Annotated in this window: 10 protein-coding genes, 1 tRNA gene and 1 pseudogene; 9 read left to right on the top strand and 3 right to left on the bottom strand. The window is 67.8% G+C overall.

Features of this window, described 5'->3' with window-relative positions; all coding sequences use genetic code 11:
- Nucleotides 1–37 precede the first annotated feature (37 nt).
- The 7 genes from AADR41_RS23585 (at nt 38) to AADR41_RS23555 (ending at nt 9214) form a co-directional block, all read left to right on the top strand.
- Nucleotides 38–2359, top strand: a complete 2322-nt coding sequence (locus tag AADR41_RS23585) for an FdhF/YdeP family oxidoreductase (RefSeq protein WP_342283381.1) — start codon at nt 38–40, stop codon at nt 2357–2359.
- An 80-nt stretch (nt 2360–2439) separates the two neighbouring features.
- The gene (locus tag AADR41_RS23580) at nt 2440–2910 is read left to right on the top strand and encodes a PaaI family thioesterase (RefSeq protein ID WP_342283380.1); all 471 of its coding nucleotides are present in this window, start codon (nt 2440–2442) and stop codon (nt 2908–2910) included.
- Nucleotides 2911–3558: 648 nt separating this feature from the next.
- Nucleotides 3559–4776 (top strand): branched-chain amino acid ABC transporter substrate-binding protein, encoded by a 1218-nt coding sequence (locus AADR41_RS23575; protein ID WP_342283400.1) that lies wholly within the window; start codon nt 3559–3561, stop codon nt 4774–4776.
- Nucleotides 4777–4876: 100 nt separating this feature from the next.
- Nucleotides 4877–5806, top strand: coding sequence for a branched-chain amino acid ABC transporter permease (locus tag AADR41_RS23570; protein ID WP_342283379.1), 930 nt, complete (start codon nt 4877–4879; stop codon nt 5804–5806).
- Between the two features lie 5 nt (nt 5807–5811).
- Nucleotides 5812–7602 carry a branched-chain amino acid ABC transporter permease gene (locus AADR41_RS23565; RefSeq protein WP_342283378.1) on the top strand — a complete coding sequence of 597 codons (1791 nt, stop codon included), beginning with the start codon at nt 5812–5814 and terminating at the stop codon, nt 7600–7602.
- 5 nt (nt 7603–7607) lie between these two features.
- A complete protein-coding gene (locus tag AADR41_RS23560; protein ID WP_342283377.1) occupies nt 7608–8501 on the top strand; it encodes an ABC transporter ATP-binding protein in 894 nt (297 codons plus the stop codon).
- Nucleotides 8498–9214 carry an ABC transporter ATP-binding protein gene (locus AADR41_RS23555; protein WP_342283376.1) on the top strand — a complete coding sequence of 239 codons (717 nt, stop codon included), beginning with the start codon at nt 8498–8500 and terminating at the stop codon, nt 9212–9214. The genes AADR41_RS23560 and AADR41_RS23555 overlap by 4 nt, the downstream gene beginning before the upstream one ends.
- 66 nt (nt 9215–9280) lie before the next feature.
- Here AADR41_RS23555 and AADR41_RS23550 read toward each other — a convergent pair whose 3' ends face one another.
- The gene (locus tag AADR41_RS23550) at nt 9281–9931 is read right to left on the bottom strand and encodes an ANTAR domain-containing response regulator (protein WP_124718259.1); all 651 of its coding nucleotides are present in this window, start codon (nt 9929–9931) and stop codon (nt 9281–9283) included.
- A 100-nt stretch (nt 9932–10031) separates the two neighbouring features.
- Between AADR41_RS23550 and AADR41_RS23545 the strand changes: the two genes are divergently transcribed.
- Together AADR41_RS23545 and AADR41_RS23540 are read left to right on the top strand one after the other, a co-directional pair.
- Nucleotides 10032–10104: transfer RNA gene (locus AADR41_RS23545), tRNA-Leu, on the top strand.
- A gap of 110 nt (nt 10105–10214) precedes the next feature.
- Entirely contained in the window at nt 10215–10994 is a 780-nt protein-coding gene (locus AADR41_RS23540) for a helix-turn-helix domain-containing protein (RefSeq protein WP_342283375.1), read from the top strand.
- Between the two features lie 8 nt (nt 10995–11002).
- Here AADR41_RS23540 and pyk read toward each other — a convergent pair whose 3' ends face one another.
- Together pyk and AADR41_RS42960 are read right to left on the bottom strand one after the other, a co-directional pair.
- Nucleotides 11003–12436, bottom strand: a complete 1434-nt coding sequence (gene pyk / locus AADR41_RS23535) for a pyruvate kinase (protein WP_342283374.1) — start codon at nt 12434–12436, stop codon at nt 11003–11005.
- A gap of 126 nt (nt 12437–12562) precedes the next feature.
- Nucleotides 12563–12663, bottom strand: a pseudogene (locus tag AADR41_RS42960) (SIMPL domain-containing protein); the annotation flags it as partial.

The raw sequence follows: 12663 nt of genomic DNA, 5'->3' as shown, positions 1-12663 counted from the left end.
CGCCCAGGTCCGCCGCCGGCTCGAAGGGGAGCACGCAATGGCCACCAAACCGCCCACGGGTGACCCGGCCCAGGACGCGCCGCAGGTCGAGCCGGCCCAGCACTCGGCCGCCGGGCTGCCCGCCGTCGCCCACAGCCTGCTCATGGCCCGGCAGCAGATGGGCGTGCGGCGCACCGCGCAGACCCTCCTCAAGGTCAACCAGAAGAACGGCTTCGACTGCCCCGGCTGCGCCTGGCCCGAGGGCGACAAGCGGCACACCGCGGAATTCTGCGAGAACGGCGCCAAGGCCGTCGCCGAGGAGGCGACGCTGCGCCGGGTCACCCCCGACTTCTTCGCCGCGCACCCGGTCGCCGACCTCGCCGCCCGCAGCGGGTACTGGCTGGGCCAGCAGGGCCGGATCACCCAGCCGATGTACCTCCCCGAGGGCGCCGAGCGGTACGAGGCGGTGACCTGGGAGCGCGCCTTCGGCATCATCGCCGAGGAGCTGCGCGCGCTCGGCTCCCCCGACGAGGCGCTCTTCTACACCTCGGGCCGCACCAGCAACGAGGCCGCGTTCCTGCTCCAGCTGTTCGCCCGCGAATTCGGCACCAACAACCTCCCCGACTGCTCCAACATGTGCCACGAGTCCTCCGGCTCCGCACTGACGGAGACCATCGGCATCGGCAAGGGCAGCGTCTTGCTGGAGGACCTCCACCGGGCGGACCTGATCATCGTCGCCGGGCAGAACCCCGGCACGAACCACCCGCGGATGCTCTCCGCCCTGGAGAAGGCCAAGTCGGCCGGCGCGAAGATCATTTCGGTGAATCCGCTCCCCGAGGCCGGCCTGGAGCGCTTCAAGAACCCGCAGACCCCGCTCGGCATGATCAGGGGCACCGCGCTCAACGACCTCTTCCTTCAGATCCGGATCGGCGGCGACCAGGCCCTCTTCCGGCTCCTCAACAGGATGATCCTGGAGACCGACGGCGCCGTCGACGAGGCCTTCGTACGGGAGCACACCCACGGCTACGAGGAGTTCGCCGCCGCCGCCCGCGAGGCCGACTGGGCACAGACCCTCGCCGCCACCGGCCTCGACCGCGGGACCATCGAGGAGGCCCTGGCCATGGTCCTCGCCTCGGAGCGCACCATCGTCTGCTGGGCCATGGGCCTCACCCAGCACAAGCACTCCGTGCCGACCATCCGCGAAGTCGTCAACTTCCTGCTGCTGCGCGGCAACATCGGCCGCCCGGGCGCCGGGGTCTGCCCCGTCCGGGGCCACTCCAACGTGCAGGGCGACCGCACCATGGGCATCTTCGAGCGCCCCGCCCCCGCCTTCCTGGACGCCCTCGACGCGGAGTTCAAGATCACCTCGCCGCGCCACCACGGCTACGACGTCGTCCGCTCCATCCGGGCCCTGCGCGACGGCGACGCCAAGGTCTTCTTCGCCATGGGCGGCAACTTCGTCTCGGCCACCCCCGACACGGACGTCACCGAGGCCGCGATGCGCCGCGCCCACCTCACCGTCCATGTCTCCACCAAGCTCAACCGCTCGCACGCGGTGACCGGCACCCGCGCGCTGATCCTGCCGACACTGGGCCGCACCGACAAGGACGTCCAGGCGAGCGGCAAGCAGTTCGTCACCGTCGAGGACTCCATGAGCATGGTCCACGCCTCGCGCGGCAACCTCACCCCCGCGAGCCCCCATCTGCTCTCCGAGCCCGCCATCGTCGCCCGCCTCGCCCGTGCCGTGCTCGGCCCCGCGTCGCACACCCCGTGGGAGGAGTTCGAGAAGGACTACGCCACGATCCGCGACCGCATCTCCCGCGTCGTCCCCGGCTTCGAGGACTTCAACGCCCGTGTCGCGCGTCCCGGCGGCTTCACCCTCCCGCACGCCCCGCGCGACGAGCGCCGTTTCCCCACCGCGACCGGCCGGGCCAACTTCACCGCCGCCCCCGTCGAGTACCCCGAACTCCCCGAAGGCAGACTGCTGTTGCAGACCCTGCGCTCCCACGACCAGTACAACACCACCGTCTACGGCCTCGACGACCGCTACCGCGGCATCAAGGGCGGCCGCCGGGTCGTCCTGGTCAACCCCGACGACGCCCGCGCCCTCGGCCTGGCCGACGGGGCGTACACCGACCTGGTCGGCGAATGGAAGGACGGCGTGGAGCGCCGCGCCCCCGGCTTCCGGGTCGTCCACTACCCGACGGCCCGGGGCTGCGCCGCCGCCTACTACCCGGAGACCAATGTGCTGGTCCCCCTCGGCTCCACCGCCGACACCAGCAACACCCCGGCCAGCAAGTCCGTCGTCGTCCGCTTCGAGAACACCACCGCCCGGCCGGAACGCGCGGCCGGGCCGAACACCGGACCGGACAAGCCCTAAGCGTCCGCTCAGCCGTCTGATAAGAACGATGTACACAGCAATGAAGCAGTGAACCATCGCAGACGATCGGAGCCGGACCCATGGGCGAGCACACCGCACCCAAGTTCCCCCAGGAGATCATCGACGAGTACGCCGCCCTCGGCGTCGACCTGCCCGCGCTCTTCTCCGCCGGCCACCTCGGCGAACGCATGGGCGTCACCGTCGTCGAGGCCTCCGCGGAGCGCGTCGTGGGCACCATGCCCGTCGAGGGCAACACCCAGCCCTACGGACTGCTGCACGGCGGCGCCTCCGCCGTGCTCGCCGAGACCCTCGGCTCCATCGGCTCCATGCTCCACGGCGGAGCCGGCAAGCTCGCCGTCGGTGTCGACCTGAACTGCACCCACCACCGCGGCGTGCGCAGCGGACTCGTCACCGGTGTCGCCACCCCCGTGCACCGCGGCCGCTCCACCGCCACCTACGAGATCGCCATCACCGACGAACAGGACAAGCGGGTCTGCACCGCGCGTCTCACCTGCATGCTCCGTGACGCCCCCCGGCCCGACGCCGCCTGACGGTCCGGAACACACCGCACAACACACTGCGGCACCACTGCCCGGCCGGAACACAATCCGGCCGGGCAGCGCCATATCCGCCCACAACCACGCCCAACACAACAGGAGTTGGCATTCAAATGCGCCAACTCCCTTGACCAGAACCCGCGTTGTGTGGCCAACTCGGCATCCCACACACACCACACCGCGTCGATCACATCAGCCCCGATGTGACACTGCGTAACCATCGCCCGGTCCGCGGACACCACCACACGGACCCACCGACCCGGCCGCGAAGCCGCCGGGCACCTCGCCGCGCCCACCCGCGCCGCACCCCTCCCCACCTCGTACGACAGCAGCATGATCGGCTCAAGCCCCTTAGCAGAGCTGCAAGTTCTCAGAATGCGGTCACTTCACGGTCCGGTAAAAAGCCGTACATGTCCGCACAGCCACCTCAAGCCTTCCTCAACGGCATAACAAGACAGTCACATCCTGCGGCTGAGTCATCCCCGACCCCCACACCTGCGCCTAGAGTCACCGCCAGTCACCGCGCCGCCGGGCGCGTCTGCAGCACGGCCCTGTACCACCCAGTACGGCCCGGCGAACGACACGGCACCTCAAGCAGAGGAGGCCGCGCCAGGGAAAGGACCTTTCGTGCGACACCGTTCTTTGCTCATACTCACCACCGTGCTCACGACCGGAGCACTGACCCTCACCGCCTGCGGGTCGCGCGACGACAGCAAGAAGGGCGGCGACAGCGGCGGCACCCAGACCGTCGTCATCGGCGTCGACGCGCCGATCACCGGCGACCTGTCCGCCCTCGGCCTCGGCATCAAGAACTCCGCCGACCTCGCCGCCAAGACGGCCAACAAGGAAAACACCGTCCCCGGCATCAAATTCGAGGTCAAGCCCCTCGACGACCAGGCACAACCCTCGGTCGGCCAGCAGAACGCCCAGAAGTTCATCGACGACGACACCGTTGTCGGCGTCGTCGGCCCCCTGAACTCCGGCGTCTCCCAGTCGATGCAGAAGCCGCTCAACGACGCCAACCTCACCCAGGTCTCCCCCGCCAACACCGGCACCGAGCTCACCCAGGGCGAGAACTGGAAGACCGGCGACAAGAAGCGCCCCTTCAAGACCTACTTCCGCACCGCCACCACGGACCAGATCCAGGGCGCCTTCGCAGCGAAGTACCTCTACAACAACGCGAAGATCAAGCAGGTCTACCTCATCGACGACCAGAAGCCCTACGGCGCCGGTCTCGCCGCGTCCTTCAAGAACACCTTCACCACCCTCGGCGGCAAGATCGTCGGCTCCGACCACGTCAACCCCGACGACCGCGACTTCAACGCCGTCGTCACCAAGGTCAAGAAGTCCGGCGCAAAGGCCGTCTACTACGGCGGCGAGTACCCCGCCGGCGCACCCCTGAGCCAGCAGCTCAAGGACAGCTTCCAGGTCCCGCTCATGGGCGGCGACGGCATGTACAGCGCCGACTTCATCAAGCTGAACAAGAAGGCCCAGGGCGACATCGCCACCTCCGTCGGCAAGCCCGTCGAAGAGCTCGACTCGGCCAAGGCGTTCATCGCGAACTACAAGGCGGCCGGATACAAGGACGCCTACGAGGCGTACGGCGGCGGCACCTACGACGCCACCTGGTCGATCATCGAAGCCGTCAAGATCGCCGTCGCCGACAACGGCGGCAAGCTCCCCAGCGGCGACGACGCCCGCACCAAGGTCCTCGCGGCCATGGCCAAGGTCAAGTTCGACGGCGTCACCGGCCCCGTCTCCTTCGACGAATACGGCGACACCACCAACACCATGATGACCGCCTACCAGGTCGACGGCGGCAAGTGGACCTCCAAGCTCAGCGAGGCCTACAAGCCGTAACAAGCTCCCGGGCCACGCCTGACCCACACCAGACCGCGCGGGAGCGCCACCAGCGCCCCCGCGCGGTGCCATATCCGAACCACTCCACGGAGGCCCTGCGGTGAACGAACTGCCGCAACAGCTGGCCAATGGACTCATCCTCGGCGCGATGTACGGACTCATCGCGATCGGCTACACGATGGTCTACGGAATCATCCAGCTCATCAACTTCGCCCACGGCGAGATCTTCATGATCGGAGGCTTCGGAGCTCTCACCGTGTACCTCTGGATGCCGGCCGGTGTCTCCCTCCTCGCGATCATCCCCCTCATGATCATCGGCGGCGTCATATGCTCCGTCGCCGTCAGCACGGCCGCCGAACGCTTCGCGTACCGACCGCTGCGCTCCGCCCCCCGGCTGGCCCCGCTGATCACCGCGATCGGACTCTCGCTCGCACTCCAGCAAGCCATCTGGAAGTGGTACCCCGACGCCAAGAAGGACCGCTCCTTCCCCCAGTTCAAGGGCGAAGCGATCGACATCTTCGGCGCCCACATCCAGCGCGGCGACCTCTTCGTCCTCATCACCGCACCCATCTGCATGCTCGCCCTCGGGCTCTTCGTCTCCAAGACCCGCTCCGGCCGCGGCATGCAAGCCACCAGCCAGGACCCCGACACCGCCAAGCTCATGGGCATCAACACCGACCGCATCATCGTCATGGCCTTCGCCATCGGTGCCGCGTTCGCCGCCGTCGCCGCCGTCGCCTACGGGCTCAAGAACGGCCAGATCGGCTTCAAAATGGGCTTCATCATGGGCCTCAAGGCCTTCACCGCAGCCGTACTCGGCGGCATCGGCAACATCTACGGAGCCATGCTCGGCGGCGTCGTACTCGGCATCGCCGAATCCCTCGCCACCGGCTACATGAGCAACGTCCCCGGCATGGACCTCTTCGGCGGCGGCGCCTGGAAGGACGTATGGGCCTTCGTCCTCCTCATCATCGTCCTGCTGCTCCGTCCCCAGGGACTGCTCGGCGAACGCGTCGCGGATCGGGCGTGATACGGATGACCACCAACCACACCACCGCACCCGGCCCCGCATTCCTGCCGATCCCCCCGGCCGCGGCCCGCATCGGCACCACCGCGGGATCCGCCGTCGCACTGGCCGGCACCTTCCTCGCCTGGACCTGGACCGACGAATTCCCCGGCGACCTCACCGTCACCGGCTACCCCGGCGGCCTCCAGGTCCTCACCCTCATCAGCGCCGCACTCACCCTGCTCCTCACACTGTCCGGATACGGCATCCGAGGCCTGCGCTGGCTCACCCCCGGCGGCACCAACAGCCCCGTCCGTCTCCTCGCCCTCGGCACCCTCGGCACCACCGGCTACACCATCGGTGCCATCGCCTACGACCTCGGCGGCATCGTCAACCTGGAACCCGGCGCCTGGGTCAGCGGCATCGGCGCCCTCCTCGCCACCGTCGCCGCACTCGGCCTCCCCGGCGACCAGCCGCTCGACGGAACCGCGACCACCGCCTGGCAGCGCTTCCGCAACAGCCTCGGCGCCCCCCACGCCCGCCGCGCCAAGGCACTCCCCTCCTGGGCCGAGATCCTCATCATCGTCGCCGCGTTCGGCATCGGCCTCCATGTCTTCGCCTACGGCATCGACACCGACTACACCGAACTCTTCATCGGCTTCCTCATCACCGTCGGCTTCGCCTTCACCGCACTCCACCGGGCCGGACTCGTCTCCCGCCTCACCGCGCTGACCTCGAAGCACCGCAACATCACACTCACCGCCGCCCTCGTCGCAGCCGTCTGCTTCCCCTTCACCCAGCAGAAGGAGGAGTTCGCACTCATCGGCGCCAACATCCTCATCTTCGGCACGGTGGCACTCGGCCTCAACGTCGTCGTCGGCCTCGCCGGCCTGCTCGACCTCGGATACGTCGCCTTCCTCGGAGTCGGCGCCTACGCCGCCGCCCTGGTATCCGGCTCCACCATGTCCGCGATCGGCGTCGAATTCCCCTTCTGGGCCGCCGTCCTCACCGGCGCCGGAGCCTCACTCGTCTTCGGCGTACTCATCGGCGCACCCACCCTGCGACTGCGCGGCGACTACCTCGCCATCGTCACACTCGGCTTCGGTGAAATCTTCCGCCTCACCGTGAACAACCTCAACGGCAACAGCGGACCCGACCTCACCAACGGCTCCCAGGGCATCCCCAGCATCCCCGACCTCAACTTCTTCGGATTCGACTTCGGGCTCAAGCACAACATCCTCGGCTTCGACCTCGGCAGGTCCTCCAACTACTACCTGCTGATGCTCGTCTTCACCGCCGTCGTCGTACTCGTCTTCCGCCGCTCCGGAGAATCCCGCATCGGCCGCGCCTGGGTCGCCATCCGCGAGGACGAGACCGCAGCCACCGCCATGGGCATCAACGCCTTCCGGCTCAAGCTGCTCGCCTTCGCCCTCGGCGCCACCCTCGCCGGACTCGCCGGAACCGTCCAGGCACACGTCAACTACACCGTGACGCCCGAGCAGTACCAGTTCGCCGGCTCCGTGCCACCCAACTCCGCCTTCCTCCTCGCCGCCGTCATCCTCGGCGGCATGGGAACCCTCAGCGGCCCCCTGGTCGGCGCCGCGATGCTCTACCTCATCCCGGCGAAGCTGCAGTTCATGCAGGACTACCAGCTCTTCCTCTTCGGCATCGCACTCATCCTCCTGATGCGCCTGCGACCCGAAGGACTCGTCGCCGACCGCCGCAAGCAACTCGAATTCCACGAGAACGACCAGCCCGACGTACCCGAACCGCGACAGTCCGAAGAGACCGCCGCCGGCATCGCCAAGGCGGGGGTGTGACCACCATGACCACCACCACGAAAACCGCCACCACCGTCCTCGACGCCAACGGCGTGACCATGCGCTTCGGCGGCCTCACCGCCGTACGCAATGTCGACCTCACCGTCAACGCGGGCGAGATCGTCGGCCTCATCGGCCCCAACGGTGCCGGCAAGACCACCTTCTTCAACTGCCTCACCGGCCTGTACGTCCCCACCGAGGGCAAGGTCAGCTACAAGGGCACCGTCCTGCCGCCCAAGCCCCACCTCGTCACCCAGGCAGGCATCGCCCGCACCTTCCAGAACATCCGGCTCTTCGCCAACATGTCCGTCCTGGAGAACGTCCTCGTCGGACGCCACACCAGGACCAAGGAGGGCCTCTGGTCCGCCCTCCTGCGCCTGCCCGGCTTCGCCAGGGCGGAGCAGGCCAGCCGCGAACGGGCCATGGAACTCCTGGAGTTCATCGGCCTCGCCGACAAGGCCGACCACCTCGCGCGCAACCTCCCCTACGGAGACCAGCGCAAGCTGGAGATCGCCCGCGCACTGGCCAGCGACCCCGGACTCCTGCTCCTCGACGAGCCCACCGCCGGCATGAACCCGCAGGAAACCCGCGTCACCGAAGAGCTCATCTTCGCCATCCGTGACCAGGGCATCGCCGTCCTCGTCATCGAGCACGACATGCGGTTCATCTTCAACCTCTGCGACCGCGTCGCCTGCCTCGTCCAGGGCGAAAAGCTCGTCGAAGGCTCCCCGGCCGAGGTCCAGAGCGACGAACGCGTCGTCGCCGCCTACCTCGGCACCCCCTTCGAAGGCGCCCCCGGCGCCGAAGAAGCCGCCGAGGTCGAAGCCGCCGAAGCCGGAGCCGACACCGCGAAGACAACCACCACCAGCACCAGCACCGAGGAGGAGGACACCCGATGACCGCACTTCTGGAGGTCGAGGACCTCCGCGTCGCCTACGGCAAGATCGAAGCCGTCAAGGGCATCTCCTTCACCGTCGAGGCCGGCCAGGTCGTCACCCTCATCGGCACCAACGGTGCGGGCAAGACCACCACCCTGCGCACCCTCTCCGGCCTGCTCAAGCCGGTCGGCGGCCGCATCGTCTTCGACGGCCGGCCACTCACCGACGTCCCCGCCCACAAGGTCGTCGCCCTCGGCCTCGCGCACTCCCCCGAGGGACGCCACATCTTCCCCCGGCTGACCATCACCGAGAACCTCCAGCTCGGCGCCTACCTCCGCAACGACAAGGCAGGCATCGAGAAGGACATCCAGCGCGCCTACGAGCTCTTCCCCATCCTCGGGGAACGCCGGAAGCAGGCAGCCGGAACCCTCTCGGGCGGCGAACAGCAGATGCTCGCCATGGGCAGGGCCCTCATGTGCCGGCCCAAGCTCCTGATGCTCGACGAACCGTCGATGGGCCTCTCGCCGATCATGATGCAGAAGATCATGGCGACCATCGTCGAGCTGAAGGCCCAGGGCACCACCATCCTGCTCGTGGAGCAGAACGCCCAGGCAGCGCTCTCCCTCGCGGACCAGGGCCACGTCATGGAGGTCGGCAGGATCGTCCTCTCCGGCACCGGCCCGGACCTCCTCCACGACGAGTCCGTCCGCAAGGCGTACCTCGGCGAGGACTGACACACAACGGAAAGGCCCGCGCCCCGGACAACCGGGACGCGGGCCTTCCTCGTACTCGCCTACGGCCTACTCGGCCGCCTTCTTCTTCTCCTCGGCGTCCTCGATCAACGCCTCGGCCAGCTGCTGCATCGACAGCCGCCGGTCCATCGACGTCTTCTGGATCCACCGGAACGCGGCCGGCTCGGAAAGCCCGTAGTCCGTCTGCAGAATGCTCTTCGCCCGGTCGACCAGCTTCCGCGTCTCCAGCCGCTGCGCGAGATCCGCGACCTCGGTCTCCAGCGCCTTCAGCTCCGCGAACCGGGACACCGCCATCTCGATGGCCGGCACCACGTCGCTCTTGCTGAACGGCTTCACCAGATACGCCATCGCCCCGGCGTCCCGGGCCCGCTCGACGAGATCGCGCTGCGAGAACGCGGTCAGCATCAGGACCGGCGCGATGGACTCCTCGGCGATCTTCTCGGCGGCGGAGATCCCGTCCAGAACCGGCATCTTCACATCGAGGATCACCAGATCCGGCCGGTGCTCCCGCGCCAGCTCGACGGCCCGCTGCCCGTCCCCGGCCTCGCCGACGACCGCGTAGCCCTCTTCCTCCAGCATCTCTTTGAGATCGAGACGGATGAGCGCCTCGTCCTCGGCGATGACGACGCGGGTCGTCAGCGGCGGAACGTGCGACTTGTCGTCGTCGGCGGCGGGCTGGGGCGACTCGGGCGTGGTCACGGGGCTCCTTTTTTCAAGGCAGGTGCTGCTACCTGAGCCTACCTAGCTCCTGTATGTTTGAGTCACAGCGGGCCTACGCTAACCTTTGATGCTAAGGCCAGCCCTGGTAGTCCAGCGGAAGAGACACGGTGCTCAAACCACCGACAGCGTGGGTTCGAATCCCACCCAGGGCACTTTACCTTTGATTCCAAGGCCCGACATCACTTTGTGATCTTCACTCCTGTCGGTGAACGTGTCTTCGAATCCGGGACGCATCGGCGAGGTCCGCACAAGACTCCGCCACATGGAACAGCACAATCCATCGATACGTGACGAAGCACTTGCCCTCTTGCGGGGCGGCAACACCAATCGAGCGGTTGCAGAACTCCTCAATGTCCCTCGTGGAACTATCGGCTGGTGGCTGCACCAGGATCGCAAGCGCCGCGGCGTGCGATACGAGCAGCCCACCGACTGCCCGTCATGTACGGGGCGGGACTTCGACCGCATCGCGTACGCGTATCTGCTGGGCCTCTACCTCGGAGACGGCCACATCATCTCCAAGCCCAAACAGCACCACCTGTCAATCTTCTGCGGTGATGCATGGCCCGGCCTGATCGATGAGGCAGAGTCGGCAATGCGCAAGGTGATGCCCTTGCCACGTACCGGGCGCCGGCAAAAAAGCGGGTGCGTCGAGGTCAAGTCCTTCACGAAGCACTGGACATGCCTCTTCCCCCAGCACGGCCCCGGCAAGAAGCACGAGCGCCCCATCGTTCTGGCCTCCTGGCAGCAGGAGATCGTCGACGCCCACCCCTGGGACTTCGTCCGTGGACTCATCCACTCCGACGGCTGCCGGAACATGAACTGGACCACCAGGACGGTCGGTGGCGTGCGGAAGCGCTACGAGTATCCGCGGTACTGGTTCACCAACGTCTCGGACGACATCCGGCAGCTCTACACCGACACCCTCGACAAGCTCGGCATCGAGTGGAAGCACTGCACTCGCGCCGGAAAGCGCTACAACATCTCCGTCGCCCGACGGGCGTCCGTCGCGCTGATGGACGCCCACGTCGGGCCGAAGCACTGACGACCGGCCTACTTGGGGCTGTCGTCCTCGCCGATGTGGTGCACCCGCACCAGGTTCGTCGAGCCGGGGACGCCCGGCGGGGAGCCGGCCGTGATGACCACGACGTCGCCCTTTTCGCAGCGGCCGATCTTCAGCAGCTCCTCGTCGACCTGGGCGACCATCGCGTCGGTCGACTCCACGTGCGGGCCGAGGAAGGTCTCTACACCCCAGGTCAGATTCAGCTGGGAGCGGGTGGCCGGGTCCGGGGTGAAGGCCAGGAGCGGAATGGGTGAGCGGTAGCGGGACAGGCGCCGGACCGTGTCGCCGCTCTGGGTGAAGGCGACCAGGAACTTCGCGCCCAGGAAGTCGCCCATCTCGGCCGCCGCGCGGGCCACCGCGCCGCCCTGGGTGCGGGGCTTGTTGCGGTCGGTCAGCGGCGGGAGGCCCTTGGTGAGGATGTCCTCCTCGGCGGCCTCGACGATGCGGGACATCGTGCGGACCGTCTCGACGGGGTACTTGCCCACGCTGGTCTCGCCGGAGAGCATCACCGCGTCCGTGCCGTCGATGACGGCGTTGGCAACGTCGGAGGCCTCGGCGCGGGTGGGGCGGGAGTTGTCGATCATCGAGTCGAGCATCTGGGTGGCGACGATGACCGGCTTGGCGTTGCGCCGGGCGAGTTTGATCGCGCGCTTCTGGACGATCGGCACCTGCTCCAGGGGCATTTCGACGCCGAGGTCGCCGCGGGCGACCATGATGCCGTCGAAGGCGGCGACGATGCCGTCGATGTTCTCGACGGCCTGGGGCTTCTCCACCTTGGCGATGACGGGGAGGCGGCGGCCCTCCTCGTCCATGATGCGGTGGACGTCCTCGATGTCGCGTCCGCTGCGCACGAAGGAGAGGGCGATGATGTCGGCGCCGGTGCGCAGGGCCCAGCGGAGGTCTTCGATGTCCTTCTCGGAGAGTGCGGGGACGGAGACGGCGACGCCGGGGAGGTTGAGGCCCTTGTGGTCGGAGACCATGCCGCCCTCGACGACGGTGGTGCGGACGCGGGGGCCGTCGACCTCGGTGACTTCGAGGGTCACGCGGCCGTCGTCGACGAGGATGCGTTCGCCGGGGGTGACGTCGTCGGCGAGGCCGTCGTAGGTGGTGCCGCAGGTGTGACGGTCGCCTTCGACGGGCTCGACGGTGATGGTGAAGCTGTCGCCGCGTTCAAGGAGTACGGGGCCTTCGCGGAAGCATCCGAGGCGGATCTTCGGGCCTTGAAGGTCGGCGAGGATGCCGACGCTGTGTCCGATCTCGTCGGAGGCCTTGCGCACGCGGTGGTAGCGCTCTTCGTGTTCGGCGTAGGTGCCGTGGCTGAGGTTGAGGCGGGCGATGTCCATTCCCGCTTCGACCAATGCCTTGATCTGGTCGTATGTGTCGACGGCGGGGCCCAGGGTACAAACGATTTTTGCTCGGCGCATGGTTCGACCCTAGACCTTACCTACGGGTAGTTATTCAGCGTGCCGTGACCGCTCAACGACCTTTGGATGAAGGGTTATTGACAAGTGTTGAATTGTGCGGCGGGGTGCTCGGATGAGCATTCTCTTTCAGAGTTTTGGCGGTGACATGATGAAGCGGGCGTTGACCTGGGCGTAGACGGTCTGGCGTTGGGGTTCGAGGTCGAGGGCGGGGGCGGGCGCGGGTGCCG

This window comes from Streptomyces sp. CLV115 (assembly GCF_038448545.1).
Lineage (GTDB): Bacteria > Actinomycetota > Actinomycetes > Streptomycetales > Streptomycetaceae > Streptomyces > Streptomyces sanglieri.
The sequence above is the reverse complement of the archived record's forward strand: the minus strand, read 5'-3'. Positions and strand labels throughout refer to the sequence as shown.